General features: G+C 70.9%; 16 protein-coding genes. 6 read left to right on the top strand and 10 right to left on the bottom strand.

What is annotated here, in order from left to right; genetic code table 11:
* Positions 1–49 precede the first annotated feature (49 nt).
* The 3 genes from bfr to ruvA form a co-directional block, all read right to left on the bottom strand.
* On the bottom strand, positions 50–547 hold the full coding sequence (gene bfr, locus AC3WLN_RS05525; protein ID WP_056214475.1) for a bacterioferritin: 498 nt from the start codon (positions 545–547) through the stop codon (positions 50–52).
* Between the two features lie 62 nt (positions 548–609).
* Positions 610–879 carry a (2Fe-2S)-binding protein gene (locus tag AC3WLN_RS05520; protein ID WP_492480073.1) on the bottom strand — a complete coding sequence of 90 codons (270 nt, stop codon included), beginning with the start codon at positions 877–879 and terminating at the stop codon, positions 610–612.
* 259 nt (positions 880–1,138) lie between these two features.
* Positions 1,139–1,756: a Holliday junction branch migration protein RuvA gene (gene ruvA / locus AC3WLN_RS05515; RefSeq protein WP_056215331.1), complete on the bottom strand. Its 618-nt coding sequence runs from the start codon at positions 1,754–1,756 to the stop codon at positions 1,139–1,141.
* A gap of 205 nt (positions 1,757–1,961) precedes the next feature.
* Here ruvA and AC3WLN_RS05510 point away from each other — a divergent pair, with 205 nt between their 5' ends.
* On the top strand, positions 1,962–2,597 hold the full coding sequence (locus AC3WLN_RS05510; RefSeq protein ID WP_492480072.1) for a YceI family protein: 636 nt from the start codon (positions 1,962–1,964) through the stop codon (positions 2,595–2,597).
* On the opposite strand, the gene AC3WLN_RS05505 is transcribed toward AC3WLN_RS05510, so the two are convergent.
* A complete protein-coding gene (locus tag AC3WLN_RS05505) occupies positions 2,581–3,351 on the bottom strand; it encodes a hypothetical protein (RefSeq protein WP_492480071.1) in 771 nt (256 codons plus the stop codon). The genes AC3WLN_RS05510 and AC3WLN_RS05505 overlap by 17 nt on opposite strands.
* A 111-nt stretch (positions 3,352–3,462) precedes the next feature.
* The gene (gene ruvC / locus AC3WLN_RS05500; RefSeq protein ID WP_492480070.1) at positions 3,463–4,029 is read right to left on the bottom strand and encodes a crossover junction endodeoxyribonuclease RuvC; all 567 of its coding nucleotides are present in this window, start codon (positions 4,027–4,029) and stop codon (positions 3,463–3,465) included.
* A gap of 418 nt (positions 4,030–4,447) precedes the next feature.
* On the opposite strand from ruvC, the gene AC3WLN_RS05495 reads away from it, so the two are divergent.
* Positions 4,448–4,765, top strand: a complete 318-nt coding sequence (locus tag AC3WLN_RS05495; RefSeq protein WP_492480069.1) for a hypothetical protein — start codon at positions 4,448–4,450, stop codon at positions 4,763–4,765.
* 25 nt (positions 4,766–4,790) lie between these two features.
* Entirely contained in the window at positions 4,791–6,257 is a 1,467-nt protein-coding gene (locus tag AC3WLN_RS05490; RefSeq protein ID WP_492480068.1) for a methyl-accepting chemotaxis protein, read from the top strand.
* 13 nt (positions 6,258–6,270) lie between these two features.
* Here the strand turns inward: AC3WLN_RS05490 and AC3WLN_RS05485 are convergent, their stop codons facing one another.
* A complete protein-coding gene (locus AC3WLN_RS05485; RefSeq protein ID WP_463772927.1) occupies positions 6,271–7,017 on the bottom strand; it encodes a YebC/PmpR family DNA-binding transcriptional regulator in 747 nt (248 codons plus the stop codon).
* 213 nt (positions 7,018–7,230) lie between these two features.
* Here AC3WLN_RS05485 and AC3WLN_RS05480 point away from each other — a divergent pair, with 213 nt between their 5' ends.
* Positions 7,231–7,446: a hypothetical protein gene (locus AC3WLN_RS05480; protein WP_492480067.1), complete on the top strand. Its 216-nt coding sequence runs from the start codon at positions 7,231–7,233 to the stop codon at positions 7,444–7,446.
* 9 nt (positions 7,447–7,455) lie between these two features.
* On the opposite strand, the gene AC3WLN_RS05475 is transcribed toward AC3WLN_RS05480, so the two are convergent.
* From AC3WLN_RS05475 to AC3WLN_RS05460, 4 genes are read right to left on the bottom strand one after another with little or no spacing between them, the layout of a single operon-like run.
* Positions 7,456–8,208 (bottom strand): HAD-IA family hydrolase, encoded by a 753-nt coding sequence (locus tag AC3WLN_RS05475; RefSeq protein ID WP_492480066.1) that lies wholly within the window; start codon positions 8,206–8,208, stop codon positions 7,456–7,458.
* Positions 8,202–8,888 (bottom strand): ribulose-phosphate 3-epimerase, encoded by a 687-nt coding sequence (gene rpe / locus AC3WLN_RS05470; RefSeq protein ID WP_492480065.1) that lies wholly within the window; start codon positions 8,886–8,888, stop codon positions 8,202–8,204. Before rpe ends, AC3WLN_RS05475 begins: the two co-directional genes overlap by 7 nt.
* Before the next feature lie 31 nt (positions 8,889–8,919).
* Positions 8,920–9,780 carry a phosphoribulokinase gene (locus AC3WLN_RS05465; RefSeq protein WP_492480064.1) on the bottom strand — a complete coding sequence of 287 codons (861 nt, stop codon included), beginning with the start codon at positions 9,778–9,780 and terminating at the stop codon, positions 8,920–8,922.
* Positions 9,781–9,808: 28 nt separating this feature from the next.
* Positions 9,809–10,870 (bottom strand): class 1 fructose-bisphosphatase, encoded by a 1,062-nt coding sequence (locus AC3WLN_RS05460; protein WP_492480063.1) that lies wholly within the window; start codon positions 10,868–10,870, stop codon positions 9,809–9,811.
* 240 nt (positions 10,871–11,110) lie between these two features.
* On the opposite strand from AC3WLN_RS05460, the gene AC3WLN_RS05455 reads away from it, so the two are divergent.
* Positions 11,111–12,067, top strand: a complete 957-nt coding sequence (locus AC3WLN_RS05455) for a LysR family transcriptional regulator (RefSeq protein WP_492480062.1) — start codon at positions 11,111–11,113, stop codon at positions 12,065–12,067.
* A partial coding sequence (locus AC3WLN_RS05450; RefSeq protein WP_492480061.1) for an FAD-dependent oxidoreductase occupies positions 12,064–12,326 on the top strand: 263 nt, incomplete at its 3' end. The genes AC3WLN_RS05455 and AC3WLN_RS05450, both read left to right, overlap by 4 nt.

Below are 12,326 nucleotides of genomic sequence, written 5' to 3'. Positions count from 1 at the left end.
AGTAGCAACCGGACCGCGCCGGGCTCGCGAGCCCGGCGCGGTCCGGTTGCTACTCGGCTTCGGGAGCGATCGGCTCCAGGCCGCCGATATGCTTCTGGGCGTAGAGCGGCAGGCCGATCTGGCCGATCAGCTCCAGCTGCGTCTCGAGGAAGTCGATATGGCCCTCCTCGTCCTCGGCCAGGTCCTCGAACAGGCGCTTCGACACCCGGTCGTTGATCGAATCACAGTACTTGGCCGCCTCGAGATAGAGCGCGCGCGCCTCGTTCTCGGCGGCGAGATCGCACTCGATGATCTCCTGGACGTTCTGGCCGATCCGCAGGGGATCGAGTTCCTGCAGGTTGGGGAAGCCGTCGAGGAACAAGATCCGGTCGACGAACCGGTCCGCGTGGTTCATCTCTTCGATGGATTCCTTGCGCCAGAACTTGGCGAGTTCGATGTAACCCCAGTCATTGAGCATGCGGAAATGGAGCCAGTACTGGCTGACCGCCGTGAGCTCGCTGCGCAGTCCCCGATTGAGGTACTCGACGACCTTCGCATCACCCTTCATCCGCCCAATCTCCCTTAAGGCACGTTCTGCCGGAGGGGAGCTTCAGCACCCGGAATGGGCGCTCAGGCGGCGATCCCCTCCTCCGCAGTCTGGACCTTGACCAAACTACAGGAGCTCGCGCAAGTCGCCGTGCACGCATGCGCGGCCTCATCGAGGGCGTTTTCGAGGGCGTTCTGCAGGATGCCGCGGATGGTGCGGGCGCAGCGCCCGCATTTCGGGCTGCATCCGAGGCAGGCCTGGACCTGCGCCGGCGTGCGCGGACAATCCGGGCCGCGATGCAGGCAGGCGCGCACCGCGCGATCGGACAGGACGTTGCAGGAACAGACGATCATGCGGGACCGTGACTCGTGCGTGGCTCGTGCCGTGGGATGAGGCCGCCGGATGGGGTTCCACCCGGCCACTTCGTCGAATCTGAGGCGGTAGCGATGCCGAAGCGCAAAAGATCAGCCCGGACATCGCATTGCCGACTAGATTAGAACAATTGAAAACTGCTTTACTTTCAGTAGGTTAGCGGCATTCCTCCCAACTGGCAACCGGGTGCGCGAGGATCAGGGGCGCAATCGCGTCGCGCACGAGGGATCGCGGCCGCCCTCAGCGCGCGAGTTCGCGCAATCCGAGCCGGATCAGGGTCTTGGCCTCGGCGCCCTCGCCCGCGTTCTTGAGGGCCTCGGCGATGGCGGCCGAGGCCTGAACGGGGGCGTAGCCGAGATTGACCAGGGCGGAGATGGCGTCGGCGACGGGCTGCGGCGCGGTGCGGGCCTCGACCGCGCCGGAGAGCGCGATCACCGCGGGGTCGATGGGCGCGAAGGCCGGGGCCTTGTCCTTGAGTTCCGCCACGAGGCGCGCCGCGAGGCGCGGTCCGACGCCGGGCGCCCGCGCCACCGCGCCCTTGTCGCCCATGGCGATGGCCGAGGCGAGGGCCCCGGGCTCGAGCACCGAGAGCAGGCCGAGGGCGACCTTGCTGCCCACCCCCTGCACGGTCTGGAGCAGGCGGAACCACTCGCGCTCGGCATCCGAGCGGAAGCCGTAGAGCCGGATCATGTCCTCGCGGACATGGGTCTCGATGGCGAGGTCCGCCGCCTCGCCGATGCCGGGCAGGCGCTGCAGCGTCCGGGCGGAGCAATGGACCACGTAGCCGACGCCCTGCACGTCGAGGATCACGAAATCCTCGCCATAGGAATCCACCACGCCCTTCAGCTTGCCGATCATCGCCGCGCCCATCCCTCGTGCCGCCGGATGCCCATCCGTGGGCGGATTGCCTACAGGGGGTCGGGCGCGAGCGCCATGCGCCCCGTCGCGACACCGCCCGACGCCGCGGCCGGCACCGCGGCCGGCGCCGGTGCCGCCTTGAGGCCGCGCGGCGTTCGTGAAATCAAAGGTCCCCTGCCCGACACACACACGGATGACCGCCTCGATGCGCCAGACCGCGCTGCTCCTCGCCTTCGGGCTCCTGCTCACCGCCGGCCCGCTCGCGGCGGCGGAGACCCCGGCCGCCGCGCCGCCCGCCGCGCCCTCCAGCGACCCGACGCAGGTGCGCCCGGGCGCCTACGTCCTCGATTCCGCCCACGGCAAGATCACCTGGTCGGTCAGCCATCTCGGCTTCTCGACCTATTACGGGCAGATCACCGACGTGACCGCGCAGGCGGTGCTCGACCCGAAGGAGCCGGCGAAATCCACCCTCACGGTCACCATCGGCACCGACAGCGTCAACGGGCTGAACGACCGACTCAACCAGCACCTGAAGTCGCCCGACTTCTTCGACACCGCGAAGTTTCCCAAGGCCACCTTCACGGCGACCGGCATCGAGCCGACGAGCCCGACCACCGCGCGCGTCAGCGGCGACCTCACCCTCAAGGGCGTCACGAAGCCGGTCGCCTTCGACGCCACCTTCAACCAGGCCGGGATCAACCCGGTGAACAAGGCCTACACGGTCGGCTTCGACGGGCGCGCGGTGATCAAGCGCTCGGATTTCGGCATCAGCGCCTTCCTGCCGCTCCTGGGCGACGACGTCTCCCTGCGGCTCGAAGGCGAGTTCACGGCCGTGGAGTGAGGCCGCGCTCCGGCGCCCGCAGCCGCCGGTAGATCTCGGCGAGCAGCGCCGTCACCAGGACGAGCAGGGCCATGCCGATGAGGCCCGAGGCGAGGATCCGGACCGCCAGCACGAAGGGCGGCAGGTCGGCCCCGGAGCGCTCGGGCGCGTGCAGCATGCGGTCGAGCAGGCCGAGGGGCAGGATCGTCGCCACGAGGATCAGCGCGATGCGGGCGGCCGATCCGCGCGTCATCGCGAACACCGCGCGCAGGGTCGCGTCCGGCGCGCCCACGGCCAGGGCGGGCGCCAGCAGGCTGGTCCAGATCTGCAGGAGCAGAAGGGCGATCCAGGCCGAGAAGCCGAAGGCCACCCGGCCCGGCCCCAGCAGGTCCGGCGAGAGCGCGCGGTCGAGCAGGCCGCTGACCAGGAGCCAGAACACCTCGAGGGCGAGGAAGTCCCCCACCGGGCCGGCCCGGCCCTCGACGACGTCGCGCAGGGAGCCGCCGGCGCCGAGGATGTGCCGGAACAGGGCCATCCAGTAGGGCGCGAGCAGGATCGTGCAGGCGCAATCGACGAGGAAGACGTCCTCCTCGAATCGGGCGGGCCGCGTCGGATCGCCCATCAGCGTGTGGGCGGCTTCCTTGGCCAGGACGAGGAGGAACGCGACCGTGGTGGCCGGACCGAGGGCGCGGACCGAGCGTAGCCCGGAGGTCGCGGCATCGCGCAGGATGTCGCCGATCGGCAGCGTCGGGCGCGTCGCCCCAGGGTCGGCCATTCCACTCGCTCTCCGTCCGGCAGGTTCCGAGGCGAGGACCTGCACGGGCGGGCCCGGACTGTCCAGGGCCCGGCCTGTCCGGGGCCCGCGGAGCCATGGATCGGGGGGGGTTCAGCCCCGCGCCAGGGCCGCCGCGATGCGGGCCGCCGCCAGGCTGCTGGTGCCGGCCACGGGGACGTGCTGGCGCTTCAGGGCATGGGCGCCACGATGGCTGTTGTGGGTGATGGCGATGGCCAGGGCATCCGCGGCGTCGGCGACCTTGAACTCGGCCTTCGGCAGCAGGAACCTCACCATGGCCTGGATCTGCACCTTCTCGGCATGTCCCGAGCCCGCGACGGTCTTCTTGATCAGGTTGGCCGAGTACTCGAACACCGGCATGCCGGCGAGCGCCGGGACCAGCAGCGCCACCGCGCGGGCATGGCCGAGCTTCAGCGTGGCCTGCGCGTCCTTGTTGACGAAGGTCTCCTCGACCGAGACCTCGTCGGGCTGGAACGCCTCGACGATGCGGGTGATGCCCTCGTAGAGCTCGCGCAGGCGCAGGGCGAGGGGCAGGTCCCCGTCCGAGGTGACGACGCCGCAATCGACGTAGGCGAGCTTGGTGCCCGTGGCCGTGACGACGCCCCAGCCGGTGCGCCGCAGGCCCGGGTCGATGCCGAGGATGCGGACGGGAACGGTCATGCGGACACGATCATGAGGGCGCGGCTCCGGGCGCGGACATCGCGCCGTTCCGAGCGTTAGGGACATACCGTGAACGGAGCGTTATGCCAATGCGCGTTCCGGTGCGGACCCCGCCGGGGCATCGGATCGCGGATGGAGCCGAGACCAAACTAAATACGAAGCAGATCGGCCTGAAACGGCTTGCTCCGACCAGTTGTCGTCCGTCTTCGTCCTGGACCGCACAGATCTCGCCGGGGGGCGTCCGATCTCCTGCCGTGCAGTCCGGATTTCCATCCGCCTCGAAGCGGCAGACACATCTCGACCGGCGCGGAATTCAGAACAGCGGCGGCCGCGCGAGGACCAAACACCGCCCGTAACGCCTTCTTAGCCTATCGCACCGTATTAACACAGGACAGATTCGAAGCGGATTGCTGTCCTCGTGGCCGACATCGCCCCCTCCCATCGTCCGAGCCGGCTCACGGGGGGCCTCGCGGTGCTCGCGACCCTGGTGCTGCCGCTCGGCGTGCTGGCCTTCCCGGCCTCGGAGACCGTGGCGGTGATCGCGCCTGCGGGGGCGGACGCCGCCGCCATCGTGGCGCGGGCGGGCGGCAGCGTCCTGCGCCTGGGCGGCCGGAGCAACGTCCTCGTGGTCCGGGCCGGATCGCCCGATCTGGTCGCCCGCCTCTACGCCTCCGGGGCCTGGCTGGTGATCGACGCCCGGTTCGCCACGGCCTGCACGCCCTCCTCCCAGACCTGACTTCCGCAACGGACACAGCCCGGCGATGACGAACCTCGACACCCTTCGGCAGACCTTCGGCCGCTTCCTCATCGCCCTCCTCTGGCTGCACCTGCCGGTGATCGCGCTCGGCGCCTGGCTCGCCGGCAACGGGCTCACCGTACCCCTGGTGATCGCGGCTCTCCTGGCCGGGCTCAGCACGCTGGCGTGGCGGCGCGCGCCGACCGGGCTGGCGACGCGGCTGGTCAGCAGCCTCTCGCTCATCGGCATGGCGGCGATCCTGCTCTCGGCCCTGGCCGGGCATCCCTGGCAGATCGACCTGCACATGTACTTCTTCGCCTGCATGGCGGTGATCGTGGCCTGGTGCGACTGGACCATCCTGGTGGCCTGCGCCGCGGCCGTGGCGGGCCACCATCTCGCCCTCAACATCGTGATGCCGGCGCTGATCTTCCCCGGCGGCACCCGCAGCGCCGACCTCGCGCGCGTGGTGCTCCACGCCGTCATCCTGGTCCTCGAGACGGGCGTGCTGGCCTGGGTCACGCGCACCATCACGACGGCCTTCGCGGCGCAGGCCGCCTCCGAATCCGCCATCCGGGCCCAGATGGAGCGCATGCAGGTCCTGGAATCGGAGACCGCCCTGGCGCGGGCCGGCGCCGAGGCGCAGCGCCGGGCGGCCCTGCAGCAGACCGCTCATTATTTCGAATCGACCGTGGGCGGCATCCTGGCCCGGGTCACGCAGGCCGCGGCGGCGATGCAGGGGACGGCACGGACCATGACGGGGGCGGCGGAGGGCACGGCGCGCCGGGCCGGGTCCGTGGTCGATGCCGCCGAGATGGCCGCGCGGAACGTCGACCGGGTGGCCGGGGCCGCCGAGGAACTCGGCGCCTCGGTGCAGGAGATCGGGCGGCAGGTGGCGGATTCGGCGCGGATGGCGCAGGGCGCCGTGGGCCAGGCCGACGCCACCGGGCAGCTGGTTCACGCCCTGAGCACGGGGGCGGCCCGGATCGGCGACGTCGTCGGGATGATCTCCGGCATCGCCGGCCAGACCAACCTGCTCGCGCTCAACGCCACCATCGAGGCCGCGCGCGCCGGCGAGGCCGGACGGGGCTTCGCGGTGGTGGCCGCCGAGGTCAAGGAACTCGCCAACCAGACGGCCCGGGCAACGGAGGAGATCACGCAGCAGATCGACGCGATCCGGGGCACGACCGGCGAGGCCGTGACGGCCATCGAGGCGATCGCCGGGCAGATCCGCACCATGAGCGCGACCGCCGACGCCATCGCGGCGGCGGTGGACCAGCAGGGATCGGCGACCCGGGAGATCATCCGGAACGTGGCCGAGGCGACGACCGGCACCGGCGCCATCACGGACACCATCGGCGGCGTCGCCCGCTCGGCCGGAGAGACGGGCGAGGCGGCAGCGCGTGTCCTCGCCTCCTCGTCGGACCTGGCGCAGGAGGCCGACCACCTCGGCGCCGAGGTGAACCGGTTCCTCGGGACTCTGAAGGCCGCCTGACGGCGGCCTCCGGTCAGCCCTGGAGCTTCTCCATCAGGGCGTCCGAGAGCGCGAAGTTCACGAAGACGTTCTGGACGTCGTCCTGGTCCTCGATCACCTCGACGAGGCGGATCAGCTTCTCGCCGGTCTCGTCGTCGACCTCGATGGTGTTCTGGGCCTTCCAGACCAGGGCGGTACGCCGCGGCTCGCCGAAGCGGGCCTCCAGGGCCTTCGAGACCTCGCCGTAGGCCTCCTGCGCGCAGGTGATCTCGTGGCCGGCCTCGTCCGAGCGCACGTCGTCGGCGCCGGCCTCGATGGCGGCCTCCAGCATGGTGTCGGCATCCGCCACCTTGGCGTCGAACTCCACCACGCCGACATGGTCGAACATGAAGGAGACGGCCCCGGTCTCGGCGAGGCTGCCGCCGGACTTGGTGAAGGCCGAGCGCACGTCGCTGGCCGTGCGGTTGCGGTTGTCGGTCTGCGCCTCGACGATCAGCGCGGCGCCGCCCGGGCCATAGCCCTCGTAGCGGATCTCGTCGTAGCTCTCGGCGTCGGCGCCCTGCGCCTTCTTGATCGCGCGCTCGATGTTGTCCTTGGGCACGTTCTCGGCGCGGGCCGCGATGATGGCGGCGCGCAGGCGGGCGTTCATCGCCGGGTCGGGCAGGCCGAGCTTGGCCGCGACCGTGATCTCGCGGGCGAGCTTGCCGAACAGCTTCGAGCGGACCGCGTCGACGCGGCCCTTGCGGTGCATGATGTTCTTGAACTGGGAATGGCCGGCCATGACGTGACCCTAGACTGGTAGGAACGAAGCCGGATCGCGAGGGCCAGGTGCCGGGGCGGCGGGTCCGCGATGCCGGACGGAACAGGATTGGCCGGCTTATAGGCCGCCGTCGACGCCGATGACAACGCTGCGCCGCAGCGTGGAGGCCCGCGCCGGGCCGGGTCGCACGGCCTTCCCGGTGGCTATCCGGCGCGCCGGCGCTATCGTGGGGCGATGACGCGCCCAACCCTCGACCGGGGACGCCCCGGGACCCGCCCCACCGAGATGCGCGCCCCCGCGCCGGACCGGGGACGCACCCGTCCGGCGCCGCGCTGGCTCAGGCTCGGGATCGCGGGGGTGATCGGGGCGGTCGCCGGCGCGGTGCTGTTTCCGACCCGCGCCGAGGGCGCGCCGCCGGAGCGGCTCGGAAGGCGGCCTGCACGGGACTGAGGCGCGGCCTCAGGCGGCGCGGCGCGCGTGCCAGTCGCGCAGGGCGTCCAGGGTCACGATCCCGTCCGGCCAGACATGGCCGGAGAGGTGCCGGTGCGGCGCGCCGGGCTCGCCGAGATCGGAGACGGCCGAGAACGCCCCGTCGAGGCGGTGGCTCCCGGTGTAGCGGCTGCGGGTGGCGATCACCGGCAGGCCCGCATCGAGGGCCGAGCGGATGCCGGCGGCGGAATCCTCGAAGGCGATGGCCTCCGAGGCCGGGACCCCGAGGCGCTCGAGGGCGAGGTCGAACACGTCGGGGGCCGGCTTCTTGCGCGCCGCCTCGTCACCGCAGGCGATGACGTCGAAGGGGACGTCGCCGGCCGGGAAGTTGATCCGCAGCAGGGTGTCGACGTTGGGGCGGCTCGTGGTGCTGGCCACCGCGAGCTTGAGCCCGGCCGCCCGCGTCTCCGCGATCAGGCGCGCCACCCCCGGGCGCAGGGCGAGGCTGCCGCCCTCCACGAGGTCGCCGTAGCGGCGGGTCTTGCGGTCGTGAATCTCGCCCATGCGCGGGCGCAGGGCCTCGACCTCGTCGGCATGCTCGGTCTCGACGTAGTGGCGCAGGCGCTCCTTGCCGCCCATCACCGTCAGGAGGTCGGCGTAGCGGGCCGGGGACCAGGACCAGGACAGGCCGAGATCCGCGAAGGCGCCGTTGAAGGCCTGCCGGTGCAGATCCTCGGTCTCGGCCAGCGTCCCGTCGACGTCGAAGATCAGCGCCCTCAGCATGAGAGGAGGCCGCCTCCCGCCGATGCGGCACCGGCCCGGATCGCGCTGATCCGCTCGGCATAGCCCGCCGGCCCGCCCTTGAACACGGCGTTGCCGGCCACGAAGGCGTTGGCGCCGGCGCGGGCGGCCAGCGCCACCGTTTCGGGGCCGATGCCGCCATCGACCTCGATGTCGATCGCCCGCCCCGCACTCATCGCCCGGATGCGCCGGATGGTCTCGAGCGTCGAGGGGATGAAGCTCTGGCCGCCGAAGCCCGGATTGACCGTCATCACCAGGACGAGGTCGACGAGGTCGAGGAGCGGCTCGACGGCCGAGGCCGGCGTGCCCGGGTTGAGGGCGATGCCGGCGCGCTTGCCCAGGGCCCGGATCGCCTGGAGCGAGCGGTGGATGTGCGGGCCGGCCTCGACATGGACCGAGATCGCGTCGGCGCCCGCCTCCGCGAAGGCCGCGAGGTAGGGATCGGCCGGCGCGATCATCAGGTGCACGTCGAAGGGCTTGGCCGAGTGCGGCCGCAGGGCCTTGATCACCGCGGGGCCGAAGGTGAGGTTGGGCACGAAGTGCCCATCCATCACGTCGAGATGGATCCAGTCGGCTCCGGCCTCGGACACCGCGCGCACCTCCTCGCCGAGCGCGGCGAAATCCGCCGAGAGGATCGAGGGCGAGATGATCGGGCCGTTCATGGTGGGTTCCTTCGGAGCCTCGTGGCCGCGCTCAGGCCATGCGGCGCTTGCGCTCGACGAGCTGCATGATGATCGGGGTCAGGATGAGCTGCATGGCCAGGTCGAGCTTGCCGCCCGGGATGACGATGGAGTTGGCGCGGCTCATGAAGGAGCCCTGGATCATCGAGATCAGGTAGGAGAAGTCGATGCCCTTCGGGTCCTTGAAGCGGATCACCACCATCGATTCGTCGGCCGTGGGAATCCAGCGGGCGATGAAGGGGTTCGAGGTGTCCACCGTCGGCACCCGCTGGAAGTTGATGTCCGTCCAGGTGAATTGCGGGCAGATCGTCTGCACGTAGTCGGGCATCCGCCGCAGGATCACGTCGGTGACGGCCTCGGTGGAGTAGCCCCGGAACGAGCGGTCCCGGTGCAGCTTCTGGATCCATTCGAGGTTGATCACCGGCACCACGCCGATCTTGAGGTCGGCGTAGCGGGCCATGTCGACGTTGTCGTCGACGACGCAGCCGTGCAGGCCCTCGTAGAACAGCAGGTCCGAGCCCGGCGGGAAGTCCTCCCAGTCCGTGAAGGTGCCGGGCTCGGTGCCGTAATGGGCCGCGTCCGCCGCGTCATGGGCGTAGTGGCGCGTGCGGCCGCCCCCGGATTCGCCGTAGGTGCGGAACACCTCCTCCAGCTCCGGCAGCAGGTTGGCGCGCGGCGCGAAGTGGCTGAGGGTCGGCTCCTCGACCATCATCCGGCGCATGGTGTCCCGATCGTAGGCGTGGAACGCGTCGCCCTCGATATAGACCGCGCTGACGTCCTCGCGCCGGAAGATCTGCTCGAAGGTGTTGCGGACCGAGGTGGTCCCCGCCCCCGAGGAGCCGGTGACCGAGATGATGGGGTGACGCGCCGACATGGATGTGCGTGCTGTCCCGGGGGCGCGCCTAGCTGCGCATCAGGCCGCGCTGCCCGAACAGGGGCGAGCGGCCGGCGGCGGCATTGCGGCCGTCGTAATACTTCGCCACGCAGGCGACCTCGTCGAGGGACCCGAAGATCAGCGGCACGCGCTCGTGGATGCCGGTGGCGGCGATGTCGAGGATGCGGCGCTCGCCGTCGATGGCGGCCGCCCCCGCCTGCTCCATCAGCATGGCGATGGGCGCGGCCTCGTAGAGGAGGCGCAGGCGCCCCTGGGCGTAGCCCTTCCGGTTGTCGCCGGGGTAGAGGAACACGCCGCCGCGCAGGAGCACCCGCTGGGCATCCGCCACCAGCGAGCCGAGCCAGCGCATGTTGAAGTCCTTGTCCAGCGGGCCCTCCGAGCCGCGCAGGCAATCCTCGATATAGGCCTTGACCGGGCCGTCCCAGTTCCGGGCGTTCGAGGCGTTGATCGCGTATTCCTTGGCCGAGGCCACCACCTCCAGGCGGGGATGCGTGAGGCGGAAGGTCCGCGTCTCCCGGTCCAGGGTGTAGATCTGCGTGCCGTGGCCGAGAGTGACGACGAGGGAGGTCGCCGGGCCGTAGGTGACGAAGCCGGCGGCGATCTGCTCGGTGCCCGGGGTGGTGAAGGAGGCGATCGAGTCCGCGGCACCGGCCACGACGGGGCGGATGCCGAAGATCGAGCCCACCGCCATGTTGACGCCGATGTTGGACGAGCCGTCCAGCGGGTCGATCGCGACGGCCAGCGGTGCGCCGGGATTGAGCTGCATCATGCCCTCGGCCTCCTCCGAGGCCACCACCGCCACGGGGGCGCCGCGCAGGGCTTGCGTGAAGCGCTCGTGGGCGAGGACGTCGAGGGCCTTCTGGACGTCGCCGTCGCTGTTGTTGCCGCCCGTGGCGGCGAGGTCGGCGCCGCCGAGCATGCCCCGGCCGATCACCTCGCTGACATCGACGGCCGCCTCGGCGCAGGCCGCGATCACGGCCGCCGCGTCGGCGAGCCGTGCATCGGCCGCCACCGTCGCCGCGAGGCCGTCCGCGAGTGTGGACCCGAATTCCAGAGACACCGTCGACATGAATGTCCGTCCTTCTTTCAATCCCGGCCGGTTGGCCCGGCCGACCCGCCGCCTCGGAGACGCGCCCCGGCCGCCGGCGTCGGGTCGGAGCGCCGCCCCCGTCGCATCCTGCCCCTTGGCACGAGTTCCCCCGCGGGCACCAGTGCCCGCGGGGCATCCGCGCCGCGAAGGCCCCCATGGTATCACCGAAAGAATTCTGAAAAAACTTGCGGGTGATTCCAAAAAAACTAGAAAAGCCGAATGCGCAATCTCTCTCTCAAACAGCTCCAGGCCGTCGCCGCCGTCGCCCGTCTCGGCACCATGACCCGAGCCGCGCAGGAGCTCAACGTCACCTCGGCCGCGCTCTACGCCCGCATCCGCCAGCTGGAGGAGGAGGCGGGCCTGATGCTGTTCGACCGGACGCCCACCGGCCTGAAACCCACGGATGCCGGCCGCGAAATGCTCTGGGCGATCAACAGCATCAACACGGTGCTGGAAACCTGCGCCGACCGCCTGGAAACCCTCAAGGGCGGCAGCAGCGGTCGGGTGGCGATGGGCGTGGTCTCCACGGCCAAGTACTTCGCGCCGGGGGTGATCGCGGGCTTCATCGGGCTGCACCCGGCGGTGGAGATCAACCTCACGGTGGGGAACCGCGGCAACATGGTCGAGGCGCTGCGCAACTACGACATCGATTTCGCCATCATGGGCCGTCCACCCCGGGATTTCGCCATCGAGGCCGAGATCTTCGGTCCGCACCCCATCGTGATCATCGCGGGTCCCCATCACCCCTTCGTCGGCCGCACCGGGCTAACCCGGGCCGACCTCGCCCAGGAATCCTTCCTGGTCCGCGAGGAGGGCTCCGGCACCCGCACGGTGTTCGAGGAGTTCATGGCCGGGATCATGATCAAGCGCGCGCGGCTCGGGATCGATTCCGGCTCGAACGAGACCATCAAGCAGGCGGTGATGGCCGGGCTCGGCATCGCCCTCATCTCGGCCCACACGGTGGCGGCCGAGCTCGAGAGCGGGCGCCTCGTGGTCCTCGACGTCCAGGGCCTGCCGATCCGGCGCGACTGGTACGCGGTGCGCCGGGCCGACAAGGTGCTGGGGCCCGCGGCCGCGTCGTTCTGGGACTACATCGCCAAGGATGGCGGGCGCTGGCTGCCCCAGCTCCGGCTGTCGCCGAGCCCCTCCCCCGTCACGGCGGAATTCGAAGCATGAGCGCATCCGGTGTCGTCATCGTCGGCGCGGGCCAGGCCGGCTTCCAGCTGGCGGCCTCCTTACGCGAGGCGGGCTTCGCCGACCCGATCACGCTGCTGGGCGACGAGGGCCTGCCCTATCAGCGTCCGCCCCTTTCGAAGGCCTACCTCGCCGGCAAGACCGATGCGGACGGCCTGACCCTGCGGACGGCCGCCTATTTCGACGACCACCGCATCGCCCGGCGATCCGGCGTCTCCGCCACCGCGATCGACCGGGCGGC

Source organism: Methylobacterium sp. FW306-05-D (assembly GCF_058782155.1).
Note: the sequence above shows the minus strand (reverse complement) of the source record. Positions and strands in the feature narration are given on the sequence as shown.

Excerpts from the sequence above, each read along its gene's own strand:
- bfr (WP_056214475.1), bottom strand. The coding sequence starts at position 547 with ATGAAGGGTGATGCGAAGGTCGTCGAGTACCTCAATCGGGGACTGCGC.
- AC3WLN_RS05520 (WP_492480073.1), bottom strand. The coding sequence starts at position 879 with ATGATCGTCTGTTCCTGCAACGTCCTGTCCGATCGCGCGGTGCGCGCC.
- ruvA (WP_056215331.1), bottom strand. The coding sequence starts at position 1,756 with ATGATCGGCAAGCTGAAGGGCGTGGTGGATTCCTATGGCGAGGATTTC.
- AC3WLN_RS05510 (WP_492480072.1), top strand. The coding sequence starts at position 1,962 with ATGCGCCAGACCGCGCTGCTCCTCGCCTTCGGGCTCCTGCTCACCGCC.
- AC3WLN_RS05505 (WP_492480071.1), bottom strand. The coding sequence starts at position 3,351 with ATGGCCGACCCTGGGGCGACGCGCCCGACGCTGCCGATCGGCGACATC.
- ruvC (WP_492480070.1), bottom strand. The coding sequence starts at position 4,029 with ATGACCGTTCCCGTCCGCATCCTCGGCATCGACCCGGGCCTGCGGCGC.
- AC3WLN_RS05490 (WP_492480068.1), top strand. The coding sequence starts at position 4,791 with ATGACGAACCTCGACACCCTTCGGCAGACCTTCGGCCGCTTCCTCATC.
- AC3WLN_RS05485 (WP_463772927.1), bottom strand. The coding sequence starts at position 7,017 with ATGGCCGGCCATTCCCAGTTCAAGAACATCATGCACCGCAAGGGCCGC.
- AC3WLN_RS05480 (WP_492480067.1), top strand. The coding sequence starts at position 7,231 with ATGACGCGCCCAACCCTCGACCGGGGACGCCCCGGGACCCGCCCCACC.
- AC3WLN_RS05475 (WP_492480066.1), bottom strand. The coding sequence starts at position 8,208 with ATGCTGAGGGCGCTGATCTTCGACGTCGACGGGACGCTGGCCGAGACC.
- rpe (WP_492480065.1), bottom strand. The coding sequence starts at position 8,888 with ATGAACGGCCCGATCATCTCGCCCTCGATCCTCTCGGCGGATTTCGCC.
- AC3WLN_RS05465 (WP_492480064.1), bottom strand. The coding sequence starts at position 9,780 with ATGTCGGCGCGTCACCCCATCATCTCGGTCACCGGCTCCTCGGGGGCG.
- AC3WLN_RS05460 (WP_492480063.1), bottom strand. The coding sequence starts at position 10,870 with ATGTCGACGGTGTCTCTGGAATTCGGGTCCACACTCGCGGACGGCCTC.
- AC3WLN_RS05455 (WP_492480062.1), top strand. The coding sequence starts at position 11,111 with ATGCGCAATCTCTCTCTCAAACAGCTCCAGGCCGTCGCCGCCGTCGCC.